This is a genomic window from Streptomyces musisoli, from assembly GCF_016741855.1.
In the GTDB taxonomy this organism is placed as follows: domain Bacteria; phylum Actinomycetota; class Actinomycetes; order Streptomycetales; family Streptomycetaceae; genus Streptomyces; species Streptomyces musisoli.
Window position 1 is genome coordinate 197855 of sequence record NZ_JAERRH010000009.1, and the last position, 15880, is coordinate 213734.

A 15880-nucleotide genomic window follows, 5' to 3' on the forward strand; every position below is an offset into this window, starting at 1 on the left:
GACGGCTCCCCGGACGGCACGCCGGGGAGCCGTCGGCCTATCGTGGCTCCCGTCACGTTCGGTCCGATCTTCGCTCCCCGCACTGGACGGCATACCGACCGGTCGGCATCATGAGACGGGTCCTGTACACCCGTCCATAGGAGTGATGTATGAGCGCCGACCACCCGCCCGGGCTCGACCTGGACCGGCTGCGCGCCGTGCTCGACCGCGAGCGTCCCGGTCTGGTGCACGGCCCGCTGACCGGACGGCTGATCGAGGGCGGACGGTCGAACCTCACCTACGCGCTCTCCGACGGCACCTCGAAGTGGGTCGTCCGCCGGCCCCCGCTCGGCCACGTGCTGGCCACCGCGCACGACATGAAGCGCGAACACCGGGTCATCAGCGCTCTGCACCCGACCCGGGTGCCGGTCCCCCGCCCGGTGCTGCTGTGCGAGGACGAGGAGGTGCTCGGAGCGCCGTTCTACGTCATGGAGTTCGTCGAGGGCACCCCGTACCGCACGGCTCAGCAGCTCGCCCCGCTCGGCGCCGAGCGCACCCGGGACGCGGTCCTGTCCCTGGTCGACACACTGGTCGAGCTGCACTCCGTGGACCCGGCCGAGGTGGGCCTCGCCGACTTCGGCCGGCCGGAGGGCTTCCTGGACCGGCAGCTGCGCCGGTGGGGCAAGCAGCTGGACGCCTCGCGCAACCGCGAACTGGCGGGCGTCGACGAACTGCACGCGGCGCTGGGCCGCTCCCTGCCCACCTCCCCCGCCCCCGCGGTCGTGCACGGCGACTACCGGCTGGACAACGTCCTGATCGGCGACGACGACCGGATCAAGGCGATCCTCGACTGGGAGATGTCCACGCTCGGCGACCCGCTGACCGACCTCGGTCTGCTGGTGATGTACAGCCAGCCGCTCGGCATGGCCGCGTCGCCCGTCTCCACCACCGCCGAGGCCCCGGGGCACCCCGCCCCGCGCGAGCTGATCGAGCGGTACGCGGCCCGCTCCGGCCGGGACGTCTCGGCCGTCTCCTGGTACACGGCGTTCGCCTGGTTCAAGCTCGCCGTGATCCTTGAGGGCATCCACTACCGGTACACACTCGGCCAGACGGTCGGCCGCGGCTTCGACCGCATCGGCGACCTCGTGCCCGTCTTCATCGACCACGGACTCACCACTCTCCAGGAAGGCTGACCGGCATGGACTTCGCGTTCGACGCGCGCACCGAGGAACTCCGGGCCAAACTGCTCGCCTTCATGGACGAGTACGTCTATCCGGCCGAGGCCGTGGCCGAGGAGCAGCGGGCCCGGCTGGCCTCCCCGTGGGACACCCCGGCCGTGGTCGGGGAACTGAAGGCCGAGGCCCGCAGGCAGGGCCTGTGGAACCTCTTCCTGCCCGACACCGAGTACGGCGCGGGGCTGACCAACCTTCAGTACGCACCCCTCGCCGAGATCACCGGCCGCTCCCCCCACCTGGCGCCCACCGCGACCAACTGCGCGGCACCCGACACCGGGAACATGGAGGTGCTGGCGCAGTTCGGCGACGAGCAGCAGAAGAAGCAGTGGCTGGAGCCGCTGCTGGCCGGTGAGATCCGCTCGGCGTTCGCGATGACCGAGCCGGACGTGGCCTCCTCCGACGCCACGAACATCACCACGCTCATCGAGCGGGACGGCGACGAGTACGTCATCACCGGCCGCAAGTGGTACATCTCCGGCGCGATGAATCCGGACTGCAAGATCTTCATCGTGATGGGCAAGACGGACCCGGAGGGCGCGGACATCCGCCGCCAGCAGTCCATGGTGCTGGTCCCGCGGGACACCCCGGGCGTCACGGTCGAGCGGGCGATGCAGGTCTTCGGCTACGAGGACCACTCGCACGGCGGCCACGCCGAGGTGGTCTTCGACCACGCGCGCGTGCCGGTGGCGAACCTCATCGGCGAGGAGGGCGGCGGCTTCGCCATCGCCCAGGCCCGGCTCGGCCCCGGCCGGATCCACCACTGCATGCGGCTGATCGGCATGGCGGAACGGGCGATCGAGCTGATGTGCCGGCGGGCCGTCTCGCGCACCGCGTTCGGCAAGGCGCTGGCCCAGCAGGGCGTCGTCCAGAACTGGATCGCCGACGCCCGGGTCACCGTCGAGCAGCTGCGGCTGCTGGTGCTGAAGACGGCCTGGCTGATGGACACCGTCGGCAACAAGGGCGCGCACACGGAGATCCAGGCCATCAAGATCGCCACCCCGCGCGCGGTGGTCGGCATCCTGGACCGCGCGATCCAGCTGCACGGCGCGGGCGGGGTGAGCCAGGACTTCCCGCTGGCCGAGCTGTACGCGAGCGCCCGCACGCTGATGCTCGCCGACGGCCCGGACGAGGTGCACCAGCGGTCGCTGGCCCGCCGGGAGCTGAAGCGCTACCTGTGAGCCGACACCGGTTCGGAGAAACGGGCTGGGCCGCTTCCGTCGACGGCCGTCGATGCGGAGTGAGTTGAAGCCCAGCCCGTGATCCGGGCACCGGTACGGACACACGAGCGGGCCCGCTCACCGTCAACGGCCTCCGGTGCGCCGCCGGTCAAGACCTGCCGACGAGCCCGGCCCCGACGCGGGGCCCGACCGGGAGCGGCCCGAGCGGGAGCGGCCCGAGCGGGAGCGGGACGAGCACGAGCGGCCCGAGCACGAGCGGGACGACCGGGAGCGGTCCGAGCGGGAGCGGTCCGAGCACGAGCGGGACGGGCCGCTCCTCGCCCAGCGCGCCGCGATCGTGTTCCTGCCGGCCGCACCGGCCGGCCTCGGGGCCGCCGTCCTCGCGGAGCTGTCCGGCAGTGTGTGGCCGGTGGCGGTGAGCGTGGGCGGCGGCACCGCCGCCACGGCGGTCCTGTTCCTCAAGGAGATCATCGACCAGGCGCCGGCCGCGGGCGCCGGTGTCACGGCCGCAGTGCGCGCAGCAGCAGGTCGGCGAGGTGGTCGGCGACCTGCTGGGGAGTGAGGGGGCCGTCGGGCCGGTACCACGTCGACAGGTGGTGGACGGAGCCGAAGTGGTAGTCCACGACCAGGTCGGCCGGGGTCGCCGTGGAGAAGACGCCCTCCCGCTGGCCTTCCTCGATGAGCGCGCGGAACTGCTCGTGGTAGCGCCGGCGCTCGGCGCGGACCTGCTTGTTCTTCTCCGGGCTCAGGTGGTGCATGGAGCGGAAGAAGATCATCGCGTCGTCGAGGTTCTCGATCGTGGTGACGACGACGTCCGCCGCCGCGGCCCTGAGCCGCTTGTCCACGGGCTCGTCGGCGTTCGCGTACGTGTCCAGCCGCTCCTGCTGGAGGCGCAGCACACGCGCGTACACCTCGTGCAGCAGGTCGTCCTTGGAGCCGAAGTAGTGGTACAGCGCACCCTTGGTGACGCCGGCCGCCTCCACGATCTCCTGTACGGAGGTCCGGTCGTAGCCCTGCTCGGCGAAGAGCCGGGTGGCGGCGGCCAGCAGCCGCTGCGGGACGGGGGTCCCTTCTCCGTCCGTCGTCCTGGGCACTGCCGCCACCCGCCTTTCCGTGTCGCTGCTAGTCGTGGTCGGTCCGGGAACGCAGTTCCCGACGGAGGATCTTCCCACTTGCCGTCTTGGGCAAGTCGGCCAGGATCTCCACCTGACGCGGGTACTTGTAGGCGGCCAGTCTCTCCTTGCAGTATCCGGAGAGTTCATCCGGGGCCGCCTCGGCGCCCGGCCGCAGGCTGATGTAGGCCTTGACGGTCTCGCCACGGTACCCGTCGGGCACCCCGACGACGGCCGCCTCGCGCACCGCCGGGTGGGTGTAGAGCACGTCCTCGACCTCGCGCGGCCACACCTTGAAGCCGGAGGCGTTGATCATGTCCTTCTTGCGGTCCACGACGTACAGCCAGCCCCGCTCGTCCATGAACCCGATGTCGCCGGTGCGCAGCTCGCCGTCCGGGAAGGTCTCCGCGGTGGCGTCCGGGCGCCGCCAGTAGCCGGGCACCACCTGCGGGCCGCGTACGACGATCTCGCCCTGTTCCCCGAAGGGCACCTCGGCGCCCCGGTCGTCCAGGATGCGCACGAGCGTGTCGGCGCCGGGCAGGCCGACGGACAGGGTCCCGGAGACCGGGTCCACGGGCGCGGCCAGGCCGGGCGGGACGGTGGCGGAGGGGCCGGTGCACTCGGTGAGGCCGTAGCCGACGCGGATGTACGGCCCGAAGCGCTCGCGGAACCTCTCCACCAGGGCCGGCGGCACGGGGGCGCCGCCCGACGACATGTTCACGAAGGAGGCGAAGTGCTCGCGGGTGACGTCCGGGTGGGCGGCGAGCGCCATGTAGGCGGTGGCGGGGCCGACGGTGTAGTGCGGGCGGTGTTCGGCGAAGGCCTCCAGGACGACGCCGGGTTCGAAGCGGTAGCCGAGCACCAGGGTGCCCGCGCTGTTCAGGCAGGCGCCGAACTGGCACACCATGCCGGTGATGTGGAACAGCGGCGCGAGGGCGTAGTACACGGGCGCCTCGGGCAGGCCGAGCCCGGTGGCCTGCCGCTCGGCGTTGTGCATGATGTTGGCGTGGAGGTTGGTGGCGCCCTTGGGTGTGCCGCTGGTGCCCGAGGTGTAACTGATCAGCGCGATGTCGTCCGGGCGCGGCGCGCGGCCGTCGGGGGCCCGGCCCCCCTGCCGGGCGACCGCCACCAGGTCGTCGGCGTCCGGGGCCTGGGGCAGCCGCTCGAAGCCGAGCACGCGCGGGTCGTCGCGGGTCTGGAAGTCCCGTTCGCAGGCGGTGAGCGCGATCCGTACCGGCGAGCCTGCGGCCGTGTCCCGCAGATACGACTCCCAGGCCCGGTCGGCGCAGATCAGCGCGGTCACGTCGGCGTCCCGCAGGACGTGCGCCACCTCGGCCGACTTGTACATGGGGTTGACCGGGACGACGGTCGCGCCCGCCTTCCACGCGCCGAGGACGGCCAGCACGAAGTGCGGGGAGTTCTGGAGCAGGACGGCCACCCGGTCGCCGCGCTCCAGGCCGCGCGCGGCGAGGTGCGCGGCGACGGAGTCGCTCAGCTCGTCGGCCTCGCGGTAGCTCAGGCGGGCGTCGAAGTAGGCGAGGAACGTGCGGTCGGGGGCCTCGGCGACGGCGTCGCGCAGGGCGTGCACGAGGGAGTCGGCGGGGTCGAGCGGGGCGCGCTGGGCGTCGTCGAGCAGCGCGAGCCAGGGCCTTTCGGCGTAGTGCGAGACGGTCAACGGCCGGCCTCCCACTTCTGCTGGATGTGGTTCATGGTGGCGAGCCAGCGCTCGGGCTCACCGGCCCGCGCCTGGTAGAAGCCGGCGACCTCGGGGTGGGGCAGGATCAGGAAGCGGTCCTCCTCGATGCCCTTCAGCAGCGCGTCGGCCACGGCCTCCGGCTCGATCGCGGTCGGCTGGAGCACCAGGTCGCCCGCGCTGCCGGTGGCGGACAGCATGTCGGTGCGGACGCCCTGCGGACAGATGGCGTGGACCTTGACGCCCCGGTGGCGGTACGTCAGGGACAGCCACTCGGCGAAGGCGTAGGCGCCGTGCTTGGTCACGCTGTAGGAGGGCGCGCCGATCATCGTCAGCAGACCGGCGGCGGAGACGGTGGAGACGAAGCGGCCGCGGCCCCGCTCCAGCCAGCCGGGCAGCAGCGCGTGGGCCGCGCGGACGTGGGCCATCAGGTTGACGTCCCAGGAGGTCGCCCACGACTTCTCGTCCAGCGTTGCGCCGAGGCCGCCGTCCTCGAAGGCGACCCCCGCGTTGGCGCAGTAGACGTCCACGGTGCCGCCGAGTGCCTCACGGGCGTCGGCGACGATCGCGGAGGCGTCGCCGGGCACGGCGGTCCCGCCGATCTCCGCGGCCACCGCCTCGGCCTTCGCGGCGTCGAGGTCGTTCACCACGACCCGCGCTCCCTCGGCGGCGAACCGCCGGGCCAGCGCGGCCCCGATCCCACCGCCCGCTCCCGTGACGACCACTCCCGCATCCCGCACGGCTTCCATCATCGGTCTCCTTCGACACGGCGCGACTCGGCTCAGCGCCGTCAGACTAACCGGTCGGTATGTGTAAAAGGAAGGGTGACTGCGCCAACCTCAAGAGGCGCGGGGCGGCGCCGGCGAGCGGCTCCGCCGCGCGTGCGCGAGAGCGCGGGGCGGCGCCGGTGCTCCGGCTCCGCCGCGCGTGCGCGGGGCGGAGCCGGTGTGCGGCTCCGCCGCGCCCGCGCGAGCACCACGAACGGTCCGCACGTGCCCACTCACCGGAGGACCCCATGGACCTGTCCCGACGGACCCTTCTCGCCTCGGCCACGACGGCAGCCCTGCCGGCGGCGCCCCGGCACCACGAGCACCTGCGCACCGGCTTCGAAAGGCTCGAGGCCGACGGCTACTCGGTGCTGGACGGCCGGCGCGTCGGCATCGTCACCAACCCCACCGGCATCACCCGGGACACCGCGCACATCGTCGACGTGATGCACGGGGACCCCCGGGTGAAGCTGACGGCGGTCTTCGGCCCCGAGCACGGCTTCCGCGGCACCGCGCAGGCGGGCGGCTCCGAGGGCCGCTACGACGACCCGGCGACCGGTCTGCCGGTGTACGACACGTACCTGAAGAGCGGCCGGCCGCTCGCCGACGTCTTCACGGCCTCCGGCGTCGACACCGTCGTCTTCGACATCCAGGACGTGGGCGCCCGCTTCTACACGTACATCTGGACCCTGTACGACTGCATGGAGGCGGCCGGGCTCGCCGGCAAGCGCTTCGTCGTCCTGGACCGCCCGAACCCGGTGACCGGCCGCACGGCCCTGGGCCCGGTGCTGCACAAGGAGTTCGCCACCTTCGTCGGCAGGCAGCCGATCGCACAGGCGCACGGCATGACCGTCGCCGAGCTGGCCCGGCTGTTCAACGGCGAGTTCCTGAGCGCGCCCGTGCCGCTGGAGACGGTCGCGATGTCGGGCTGGAAGCGCGACCGGTTCTACGACGACTCCGGACTGCCCTGGGTGCCGCCGAGCCCCAACATGCCCACGGCGGACACGGCGCTGGTGTACTCGGGCACCTGCATGTTCGAGGGCACCAACCTCTCCGAGGGGCGCGGCACGACCCGGCCCTTCGAACTCCTCGGCGCCGAAGGCGTCGACGGGCGCTGGGCCGCCGCGGCGAACGAACTCGGGCTGCCCGGCGTGCGGTTCCGGGAGGCGTACTTCACGCCCACGTTCTCCAAGTTCCAGGGCAAGACCGTCGGCGGGGTGCAGATCCATGTGACCGACCGGGCCGCCTACGACCCCGTGCGCACCGGGATCGCGTTGCTGGTGACCGCCAGGAAGGCGTGGGACGGCTTCGCCTGGCGGTCGGACGACTGGATCGACAAGCTCACCGGTTCCGCCCGGGTGCGCACGATGATCGACGCGGGCGCCGGCACCGACGAGGTGACCGGTGCCTGGCAGGAGGAGCTGGCCGCGTTCCGGCGGATCCGAAAGGAGTATCTCCTCTACAAGTAGGGCGCGGTGTCTGGCCATCCCCGGCTTCCCGCAGGACGATACGCGCGCAGCGCACCGTGTTCCGGGGGACGAGGGAGCCTGGCATGTCGGATCCTGCGATGAGTGTGACTCCCTACTGGGAGCTGACCTTCGACGCGGACGGGGACGTGGACGGACCCGAACGCGACCGGCTGCTGACGCAGGTCACGGAGCGCGGTGTCCGTGACCTGATCGTCTTCTCGCACGGCTGGAACAACGACCGCTCGGGCGCGACCGCGCTGTACCGGCGCTTCTTCGCCCCCGTGCCGCAGCTGGCGCCGCGGGCCCGGCTCGGGTACGTCGGCGTGATCTGGCCGTCGATGCGGTTCAGTGACGAGCCGATCCCGGACTTCCCGAGGTCCGTCGCGGCCGTGGAGGCGGAGGCGGCGCCGAGCCGGGCACTGGACAAGGACACCCGGCGCGCACTGCTGAGGACCTTTCCGGACCGGGCGGCCGTGGTGGACCAGCTGGCCCGGATGCTGGACGAACGGCCGGACGGCCCGGAGGGGCTGACCGAGTTCGGGCGGCTGGTGCGGCTGCTGCTGGACGGGAGCAGCGGCCCCGCCGACACGGACGAACCCGGTGAACCGGCCGTGTTCGCCGCGGACCCGGCGGCCGTGTGCGAGCAGTTCGCCGACGCACTGGCCGCGCTCGGCCCCGCGGGCGACGATCCCAGGTTCAGCCTGCCGAATCCGTGGGACGGCGCGAAGGAACTGCTGCGGCAGGCGACGTACTACCGGATGAAGCGGCGGGCCGGGACGGTCGGCGAGCACGGACTCGGTCCGCTGCTCGGGCGGCTGGCCGGCGCGGCACCCGGGGTGCGGGTGCATCTGGTCGGGCACAGTTTCGGGGGCCGGCTGGTGGCGTTCGCGCTGCGCGGGCTGCCCGCTTCGGTGCGCACGGTGAAGTCGGTGACCCTGCTCCAGGGCGCGTTCTCGCACTACGCGTTCGCGGCCCGGCTGCCGCACGCGCCCGACCGGTCGGGGGCGCTCAAGGACCTGCAGGAGCACATCGACGGCCCCCTGGTGTGCTGCTACTCGCATTTCGACGGGGCCCTCGGCACGTTCTACCCGCTGGCGTCCCGGCTCGCCGGGGACGACCGCGCGTGCACGGGCAGCGAGATCGCGGCCGTGCTGGGGCCTGAGTGGGGGGCGATGGGACACGACGGGGTGCAGGCGGTGCCGGGCACCACCCGCCTGGACCTGGCGGCGGCCCTGCGCGGTCCGCTGCCCGCGTCGGGCTGCGTGAGCGTGGACGTGGCGGCCGTGGTCCGGCGCGGGGGCGCGCCGTCCGGGGCGCACAGCGACATCGTGCACCCCGAACTGGCGCGGGTGGTGCTGGCGGCGGGCCGCATCACCTGACCACGCCTGTCGGCCAACGGATGTCGGCCAACGGGCGTTGAGTAGACGCCCGTGACCAACACCCGTTGGTCTCATGGGCTCACCGGTGTGAGGTGTACTCCACGACCTGCTGGTAGGTCGGCCGGTTCTGCCAGCTGATCTTGCCGTGCTTGATGCCGCCCAGGGTGCGCTGGGCGATCGAGTCGGCGCACCACTGGTCGCCGGCCGAGCACTGGTCGTCACCCGGGTAAACCTGCGCGGCGGTCAGCCCGGCCGCCTGCTTCAGGGTGCTGATCAGGATGTCCCGGCAGGAGCCCAGGCTGCCGCCGCCGCAGTACTTCCGCGCCAGCCCGCCCTGCACGGGCTCACCGAGGACCGCCCGGATATCCTTGTCGACATAGCTCCACCAGCCGTACTGGAAGGCGCTGCCGGCGTGCGACCCGGTCGGGCCGTGTCCGGCGGACGGGGCCTCGTCGATCGGCGCGTTGGCGGTGAAGGCCGTGTACAGCTCGCTGCCCAGGCCGGGTTCGAACTCCGCCTTGACCAGCAGCGGCCACCAGGCGTCCAGGATGCGGATCGCGTCGGCGTCGGCGTAAATCTTGGAACCGGCGGACGTCTCGGTGCGCTTGGCACCGGAGTTCAGCCACGCCCGGAGCTTGTTCACCGCGCCGGCGACCGTGGGGTCCGTCACCGCCGAGGAGTCGACCACCTTCAGCAGCTTCGGCAGCACGTCCTCCGCGCGCAGGTCGGCGAGGCCAGCGTCGGCCATGGCCTGCACCAGCTTCGTACGCGTCACCCCGCCGGCCGCGACCAGCTTCTTCACCCGGTCGTCCAGCAGGTTGCCGCGGTGCACGGAGCCGTCGGCCCAGGGCGCGGTCGTGTAGTCCTCGGCCTGCTTGTTGTTCCAGGAGACGTAGTAGTCCTGGTCGACGGAGTTGGGGTGGGCGGACGCCGGGGTGTAGTCGGCCGTGTTGGTGGCCGCGTCCCAGTTCCGCCACTCGTACGCGGGCTGCGCCCACACCGGGAACTCGGTGTCGACGCCGCCGGCCCGGACGGGGTTGTCACCGCTGTTGTAGTACGCGGTGTGCTGCGAGTCGGCGTAGAACCAGTTGAAGGTGTAGTTGATGTGCTGGGCCGCGCTCTGGAAGTCCTTCGGTCCCTTGACGTAGTCCGGGTCGTTGAGCATCTGGAAGCCGATGATCGAGTCGGCCTCGTGCAGGTAGGAGGAGCGCAGGGTGGTGTAGGCGACCTTCTTGCCGCCGACGGTCGCCCGGTACGCCACCGGCCCGTACTTCGTACGCCACACGCGCATGGTGTACGACCCCGCGGCCGTGCCGTCGGCCACCGTCGGTTTCCAGGCGTTCTTCTGCTCCATCTTCTCCATGGCGGTGCAGGTGCCGTGGAACAGGTAGTGGTAGTCGTCCTGGCACAGCTCGACCGCGTAGGTGTCGATGATGTCCTGGCCGGAGGTGGTGGCGCTCCAGGAGTAGTCCTGGCCGCGGCCGAGTTCGACGTACATGCTCAGACCCGCGAAGGAGGCGCCGCGGGCGCTGATGCCCGGTCCCTGGATCTCCTGGAGCAGGAGCAGCTGCGGGGCGAAGTAGCCGGTCTGCGGGCCGAAGACGGCGATCGGGTGCCCACTGGCGGTGTACTTGCCGCCGACCACCAGGGCGTTCGACATACCGCGCCGGGCGGAACTCAGCGCGCTCCTGGCCGCGGAGGCGGAGGTGCCCTTGGCGGTGGCCGTGGCCGCGCTGCCCGTGCGGTCGTAGACGAGCGGCTCCTCGGTCACCGAGCCGGTGTCGGGCATCGCCGCGCCCTGGGCGTCGGCGGGCTTGGCGCCGTACGGGAAGCTCTGCCCGTCGTGGACGGTGAGCACGGCCTCGGGGTCGTTGCGTTCGCGGAACGACTCCCAGACCTTGGTGCCCTCCTCGACGCCGTACTTCTGCTGGGCGGCGAGCAGGGACATGGCGTTGTTGACCTCGCCGCCCCCGCCGGAGCCGAACAGCGAGCCGATCACGGAGGCCAGCGCCACGAGGTCGGTGACCTTGAAGTGTTCTATGGTGCCGGCGTTGGTGATGGCGTCCTTGTGACCGGTCAGGACGTACTCGCCGGGGAAGTAGCGGCCGCTGTCGGAGGCGTCGATGTAGGCGTTGATGCCGTCGATGTAGGCCACGACGTCGGCGAGGGCCTGCCGGCCGCGGGCGCCGTTGTTCGCCACGGCGTTGTCGATCTGCGCCTGGAGGTCGGCCTCGCTGTAGGGCGCGTTGCGGTAGAACTGCTGCTCCAGGCCCTGGTTGGCGGGTGCGCCGCCCGCGAAGCCGGTCACCTGGCCGCGGCCCACGTGCCGGAAGACGTCCATCAGCCAGAGCCGGTCCTCGGCCGCCGCGTATCCGGCGCCGAACTCGGTGCCGTACCGGGTGGTGCCCGTGATGTGCGGCACACCCGTCTTCTTGTCGCGGACGATGGCCACGTCGCCGCGGCCGGCCGGTTTCTCGGTGGAGGCGACCTGGTCGGAAGGGACGCCGAACGAGGCGTCGTCGAAGAAGGTGTTGATCTTCGCGTCGGTGAGGCCCGAATAGCCGGTGGCCAGGCCGGCGTACGGGCCGAGCTGGTCCTCGGCGTGTGACGGCTGGGTGCCGAAGGCCTGGTTGAGCAGGATCTGCGCGAGGGTCGCGTTGCCGTTCTCGCCGGGCGGCAGGATGTCCGAACACCGGCCCCCGCAGTAGTCGTTGGCGGCCGTCGTGCCGGTTGCCGCCGCCGCGGTCTGGGTGAGGGGGGAGAGAAGACCGGCGATGAGGACGCATACCGACGCGGTCTTCAGGAACCCGAGAGGAGAGCGAGACGTTCTCAGTCTGTCGAGGGCGGTACGTGGGGTTCGCCGTGGCATGGCAGCTCCTAGCGACTGGGGTGGCCGAACGTTACCGCCGGTATCCCCCGGTTTAAAGATGAACATGCGTCACTTTCTGGAGTCCGCAAGGAGAACCGGAGAAGAGATGGAGCCGAATCGCCTGTCGACACGTCTATTCGGCGACGGCCGTGCGACGACGCCGAAGTGACCGAAGTACAGGTGCAGGTGTGACGGAGGTGCAGGGCGATGGCAGGTTTCCGGAGTCTGGCGAGACAGGTACGCGACCCGGGCTGTGATCTGGCGCTACGGCGGTACTCGCTGCGCAAGTGCCTGGAGAAGTTCGCCCCTTACGGGCATCGGGCGACCTGGGACCATCTGTGCTCCCGGGCGGGTTTCGGCCCGGAGGACCGGTCCCCCGATCCGGCGCGGCTCGTGGCCGCGCTGGAGGAGTTGGAGGAGGCGCGTGACGTCTGGCTCGCCTACGAGACCGACTTCACGGAGCGGAGGAGGAAGGAGAAGCACGACGGGCTGCGCCGGCCGGGCAGCGTGGACGACTGGCACCGGCTGACCTGGGGCGGGTTCGGGGTCGCCTGGTGCGACGACCCGCGGGTCCACCCCGAGGAGCCGCTCGCGGAGGTGCTGCGCCGGCTGATCGCCGCGCTGGAGCGGGAGCCTGGTTCGTCCTGCCCGGTCTGTGACGGGGAGCGGCTGGTCTGGAGGTACGGCCTGGACCACGAGCCGTCGTCCGGCCCGGTCTGCGCGGACTGCGGAATCCTGGTGCCGCGGCCCGTCCTCAGCCCGCGGGTCCTCCAGTACGCGAGGCGGGAACGCCTGTTGATGTCGGCCTGAGCGGCCGGGGCGTCACCGGGTGCGGCCCGAGCGGTGGGCCGGCACCGGTGCGGGGTGCGCAGGGGATGCCGCACCCCTTCCGCGGAATGCCCCTGGGACCGGGACGCTACCAGCCCCGAAACCGGTCGCTCCACGGTTTTCCCGTGTGGACAGTGGGAGGCGATGAAGCCGAACCCATGAACGGGGAACCTCCATGTCCACGCTGCGCGTCACCGCCGAAGTGCTGACCGTCCACGAGCATCCGAACGCCGACGCACTGGAGCTGGCCCAGGTGGGCCTGTACCGGGCCGTCGTCGCCAAGGGCGCGTACCGCACCGGTGAGGCCGCCGTCTACATCCCCGAGCAGGCCGTCCTTCCGGCCGGGCTGATCGAGGAGCTGGGGCTGACCGGGCGGCTGGCGGGCGGGGAGGCCGACCGCGTCAAGGCGGTGCGGCTGCGCGGCGAACTGTCACAGGGCATCGTGTGCCGGCCGAAGGCGCTCGCGGACCTCGACCTGGCGCGGGCGGCGGCCGAGGGGACCGACTTCGCGGAGCGGCTGGGCATCACCAAGTGGGTGCCGCCGGTCCCGCCCACCATGAACGGGGACGTCAAGTCCGCGCCCGATCTGCTCTCCTGGGTCGACATCGAGAACATCCAGCGCTATCCGGACATCTTCGCGCCGGGCGAGCCGGTCGTCCTGACCGAGAAGCTGCACGGTTCGGCGTGCCTGCTGACGTATGTCGCCGAGGAGGGGCGGGTGTTCGTGTCCTCCAAGGGCTTCGGCGCCAAGTCCCTGGCGCTGTGCGAGGACCCGCGGAACCTGTACTGGCGGGCGGTGCGCGGGCACGGGGTCGCCGAGGCGGCGGCGCGGCTCTGCGAGCGGCTGGGCGCCACGCGGGTCGGCGTCTTCGGGGAGGTGTACGGCGCGGGGGTGCAGGACCTGACCTACGGCGCCGACGGGCGGCGGGAGACGCTGGGGTACGCGGCGTTCGACGTCTCGGCGGAGGTGGACGGGACCGTGCGGTGGCTCGACCCGGCCGAGGTGCTGGAGGGGGAGCTGCCGGTGGTGCCGCGGCTCTTCTCCGGCCCGTACGACATCGAGCGGGTGCTGGAGTTCGCGAGCGGGCGGGAGACCGTGTCCGGGCGGGAGCTGCACCTGCGGGAGGGCGTGGTGATACGGCCCGCGGTGGAGCGGTACAGCGCCGTGACGGGGGGCCGGGCCATCGCGAAGGCCGTCAGCCCGGCGTACCTGACGCGCAAGGGCGGCACGGAGTTCGAGTAGGGCCCCGCCTGTTGCGGCCGGCCCGGGGTGGGTGTCCGTGACCGGCGCCCTCAGGTGCTGGTCAGGGACACCCGTGAGCTGACCGGCGCCCTCAGGTGCTGGTCAGGCACACCGTGAGCTGACCGGCGCCCTCAGGTGCTGGTCAGGGACACCCGTGAGCTGCGGCGGAGGGTGCCTGTCGTCGGCCGGGTGCGGCGCCGTCGTGGCTGGTCGCGCAGTTCCCCGCGCCCCTTCGGGGCGCCCCGCCGTCGTGGCCTGCGGGCAGTCGTGCCGCTGGGACAGCACCCGGCCGCACGCCTTGCGTGCGACCGGACCACCCTCATCGGCGGCCGGGCTCAGCGGCGCTCCGCCATGAGGCGGGACCCCGTCAGCCGCTCGCCGAACACATCGTCCGGGTTGGACAGCACACATGTCTCCAGCGACAGGCACCCGCACCCGATGCAGTCGGTCAGATGGTCGCGCAGGCGGTTCAGCTGCTGGATCCGCTCGTCCAGTTCCGAGCGCCACTTCTCCGACAGCCGCGCCCAGTCCTCCCTGGTCGGCGTCCGCTCCTCGGGCAGTTCGGCCAGGGCGTCCCGGATCGTGGCCAGCGGGATGCCGACCCGCTGGGCCGCGCGGACGAAGGCGACCCGGCGCAGGGTGTCGCGGCTGTACCGCCGCTGGTTGCCGGAGGTGCGCCGACTGGAGATCAGCCCTTTGGACTCGTAGAAGTGCAGGGCGGACACCGCGGCTCCGCTGCGCGCGGCCAGCTGGCCGACGGTCAGCTCGTGGATCTTCTCGGGAATCTGGGGCACCCCGCAGAGCCTACAGAGATCACCCGGCCGGTCCCGCCCGTCATCCGTTGACATCGACCGCCCACCCGACCATGCTAAGCAGTTGCTTAGAGACGCGAGCGAGAGGCCGGGAACATGGCAGAACCGAGGACCTTCACCTCCCCCGACGAGCTGAGGGCGGCCGTGGGCGAGCAGCTGGGCCCCACCGAGTGGCTGGAGATCGACCAGAAGCGGATCGACCTGTTCGCCGAGGCGACCGGGGACCACCAGTGGATCCACGTGGACCCGGAGAAGGCGGCCGCCGGTCCGTTCAAGACCACCATCGCCCACGGCTACCTCACCCTGTCCCTGCTCCCGCTCTTCGGGCCCCAGCTCATCCGGGTCGAGGGCGTGAAGATGGGCGTCAACTACGGGACGAACAAGGTCCGTTTCCCCTCACCCGTCCCCGTCGGCTCCCGGCTGCGGGCCACCGCGAAGATCAGTGGCGTCGAGGACGTCACCGGTGGTGTGCAGGTGGCGGTCGTGTTCACCGTGGAGCGCGAGGGCGGCGACAAGCCGGCGTGCGTCGCGGAGTCGGTGGCCCGTTACTATCTGTAGCGGCAGCGGGCCGGGGCCGGCCTATTCGGCCCCGACCATGCGCAGCACGAGGTCGGCGTAGAGCGCGCCGACCTGCTCGGGGGTGCGCGGGCCGTTCACGGTGAACCAGCGGGCGACGTCGATGCACAGCGACAGCACGGCGAGCGTGGTCCCCTGCACGTCCGGCACGTCGAACTCGCCGGAGGCCACGCCGTCCTCGATGATCCCGCGCACCTCGGCATCCACCTGGCGGCGCAGCGCGACGATCTCCGCGCGGGCCTCGGGCCCGAGGGCGTCGAGTTCGTACTGCACGACCCGCGCGGTGGTGCGCCGGCCGGCGTGCCAGCGGACGAAGGAGCCGACCGCGTCGGCCAGCCGCTCCGCGGCGCTGCCCTCGCGGCGCGCCGCGGTGCGCAGGATGTCGAGGGCCTTGTCGTGCCCGATCCGGCTGATCCGGTGGAGCAGCTCTTCCTTGGTCTTGTAGTGGATGTAGAGCGCGGCCGGGCTCATGCCGGCGCGGCCTGCGATGTCCCGCGTCGTCGTCGCGTGGTAGCCACGCTCGGCGAATGCCTCCACGGCGGCGACGAGCAGTCGCCGGGCCGCGTCAGGGGTGACCTCTTCCCACGGCTCCACTTCGCCGCCGGTCGTCTCCGCCGCCGCACTCATCGCTCGTTCGCCCCTCTCGGTCAGGAGCACCACCATACCGCCGACGATGAGCGGGCGCTTAGCGGCGCCGTCCGTAGCCGCCGTCCGTAGCCGCCGTCCGGAGCCGCCGTTCG

The 15880-nt window shown here is 72.0% G+C and carries 14 protein-coding genes; 8 read left to right on the forward strand and 6 right to left on the reverse strand.

The genetic code is table 11. The features are described from left to right. The first annotated feature begins 149 nt into the window (after positions 1 to 149). From JK361_RS24135 to JK361_RS24145, 3 genes are all read left to right on the forward strand, one after another. On the forward strand, positions 150 to 1172 hold the full coding sequence (locus JK361_RS24135; protein ID WP_201821649.1) for a phosphotransferase family protein: 1023 nt from the start codon (positions 150 to 152) through the stop codon (positions 1170 to 1172). Positions 1173 to 1177: 5 nt separating this feature from the next. Next, positions 1178 to 2392, forward strand: a complete 1215-nt coding sequence (locus JK361_RS24140) for an acyl-CoA dehydrogenase family protein (RefSeq protein WP_201821651.1) — start codon at positions 1178 to 1180, stop codon at positions 2390 to 2392. Positions 2393 to 2528: 136 nt separating this feature from the next. Continuing rightward, positions 2529 to 2954, forward strand: coding sequence for a hypothetical protein (locus tag JK361_RS24145; protein WP_201821653.1), 426 nt, complete (start codon positions 2529 to 2531; stop codon positions 2952 to 2954). On the opposite strand, the gene JK361_RS24150 is transcribed toward JK361_RS24145, so the two are convergent. Genes JK361_RS24150 through JK361_RS24160 form a run of 3 tightly spaced genes read right to left on the reverse strand, consistent with a single transcriptional unit; the run spans position 2893 to position 5949 of the window. Next, positions 2893 to 3486, reverse strand: a complete 594-nt coding sequence (locus JK361_RS24150; RefSeq protein ID WP_201821656.1) for a TetR/AcrR family transcriptional regulator — start codon at positions 3484 to 3486, stop codon at positions 2893 to 2895. The genes JK361_RS24145 and JK361_RS24150 overlap by 62 nt on opposite strands. 28 nt (positions 3487 to 3514) lie before the next feature. After that, on the reverse strand, positions 3515 to 5179 hold the full coding sequence (locus JK361_RS24155) for a class I adenylate-forming enzyme family protein (RefSeq protein WP_201821657.1): 1665 nt from the start codon (positions 5177 to 5179) through the stop codon (positions 3515 to 3517). Continuing rightward, positions 5176 to 5949: an SDR family oxidoreductase gene (locus JK361_RS24160; RefSeq protein WP_201821659.1), complete on the reverse strand. Its 774-nt coding sequence runs from the start codon at positions 5947 to 5949 to the stop codon at positions 5176 to 5178. The genes JK361_RS24155 and JK361_RS24160 overlap by 4 nt, the downstream gene beginning before the upstream one ends. A 263-nt stretch (positions 5950 to 6212) precedes the next feature. Between JK361_RS24160 and JK361_RS24165 the strand changes: the two genes are divergently transcribed. Together JK361_RS24165 and JK361_RS24170 are read left to right on the forward strand one after the other, a co-directional pair. Beyond that, positions 6213 to 7433, forward strand: coding sequence for an exo-beta-N-acetylmuramidase NamZ family protein (locus tag JK361_RS24165; protein ID WP_201821661.1), 1221 nt, complete (start codon positions 6213 to 6215; stop codon positions 7431 to 7433). A gap of 83 nt (positions 7434 to 7516) precedes the next feature. Further along, positions 7517 to 8812: a serine-threonine protein kinase gene (locus JK361_RS24170; RefSeq protein WP_201821663.1), complete on the forward strand. Its 1296-nt coding sequence runs from the start codon at positions 7517 to 7519 to the stop codon at positions 8810 to 8812. Positions 8813 to 8891: 79 nt separating this feature from the next. Here JK361_RS24170 and JK361_RS24175 read toward each other — a convergent pair whose 3' ends face one another. After that, entirely contained in the window at positions 8892 to 11681 is a 2790-nt protein-coding gene (locus JK361_RS24175; RefSeq protein ID WP_201821665.1) for a penicillin acylase family protein, read from the reverse strand. Between the two features lie 207 nt (positions 11682 to 11888). Between JK361_RS24175 and JK361_RS24180 the strand changes: the two genes are divergently transcribed. Then, a complete protein-coding gene (locus JK361_RS24180) occupies positions 11889 to 12491 on the forward strand; it encodes a hypothetical protein (RefSeq protein WP_201821667.1) in 603 nt (200 codons plus the stop codon). Between the two features lie 193 nt (positions 12492 to 12684). Next, a complete protein-coding gene (locus JK361_RS24185) occupies positions 12685 to 13752 on the forward strand; it encodes an RNA ligase (ATP) (RefSeq protein ID WP_201821669.1) in 1068 nt (355 codons plus the stop codon). Positions 13753 to 14087: 335 nt separating this feature from the next. Here the strand turns inward: JK361_RS24185 and soxR are convergent, their stop codons facing one another. After that, the gene (soxR, locus tag JK361_RS24190) at positions 14088 to 14546 is read right to left on the reverse strand and encodes a redox-sensitive transcriptional activator SoxR (RefSeq protein WP_201821671.1); all 459 of its coding nucleotides are present in this window, start codon (positions 14544 to 14546) and stop codon (positions 14088 to 14090) included. A gap of 114 nt (positions 14547 to 14660) precedes the next feature. Here soxR and JK361_RS24195 point away from each other — a divergent pair, with 114 nt between their 5' ends. Then, on the forward strand, positions 14661 to 15122 hold the full coding sequence (locus tag JK361_RS24195) for a MaoC family dehydratase (protein ID WP_201821674.1): 462 nt from the start codon (positions 14661 to 14663) through the stop codon (positions 15120 to 15122). A gap of 21 nt (positions 15123 to 15143) precedes the next feature. Here the strand turns inward: JK361_RS24195 and JK361_RS24200 are convergent, their stop codons facing one another. Continuing rightward, complete coding sequence (locus JK361_RS24200) at positions 15144 to 15767, reverse strand: TetR/AcrR family transcriptional regulator (protein WP_201821833.1); 624 nt, start codon at positions 15765 to 15767, stop codon at positions 15144 to 15146. Between the last annotated feature and the right edge of the window lie 113 nt (positions 15768 to 15880).

What these genes read in the sequence shown, in the direction of transcription:
- JK361_RS24135 (WP_201821649.1), top strand. Translation starts at nt 150, where the DNA reads ATGAGCGCCGACCACCCGCCCGGGCTCGACCTGGACCGGCTGCGCGCC.
- JK361_RS24140 (WP_201821651.1), top strand. Translation starts at nt 1,178, where the DNA reads ATGGACTTCGCGTTCGACGCGCGCACCGAGGAACTCCGGGCCAAACTG.
- JK361_RS24160 (WP_201821659.1), bottom strand. Translation starts at nt 5,949, where the DNA reads ATGATGGAAGCCGTGCGGGATGCGGGAGTGGTCGTCACGGGAGCGGGC.
- JK361_RS24165 (WP_201821661.1), top strand. Translation starts at nt 6,213, where the DNA reads ATGGACCTGTCCCGACGGACCCTTCTCGCCTCGGCCACGACGGCAGCC.
- JK361_RS24170 (WP_201821663.1), top strand. Translation starts at nt 7,517, where the DNA reads ATGTCGGATCCTGCGATGAGTGTGACTCCCTACTGGGAGCTGACCTTC.
- JK361_RS24175 (WP_201821665.1), bottom strand. Translation starts at nt 11,681, where the DNA reads ATGCCACGGCGAACCCCACGTACCGCCCTCGACAGACTGAGAACGTCT.
- JK361_RS24180 (WP_201821667.1), top strand. Translation starts at nt 11,889, where the DNA reads ATGGCAGGTTTCCGGAGTCTGGCGAGACAGGTACGCGACCCGGGCTGT.
- JK361_RS24185 (WP_201821669.1), top strand. Translation starts at nt 12,685, where the DNA reads ATGTCCACGCTGCGCGTCACCGCCGAAGTGCTGACCGTCCACGAGCAT.
- JK361_RS24195 (WP_201821674.1), top strand. Translation starts at nt 14,661, where the DNA reads ATGGCAGAACCGAGGACCTTCACCTCCCCCGACGAGCTGAGGGCGGCC.
- JK361_RS24200 (WP_201821833.1), bottom strand. Translation starts at nt 15,767, where the DNA reads ATGAGTGCGGCGGCGGAGACGACCGGCGGCGAAGTGGAGCCGTGGGAA.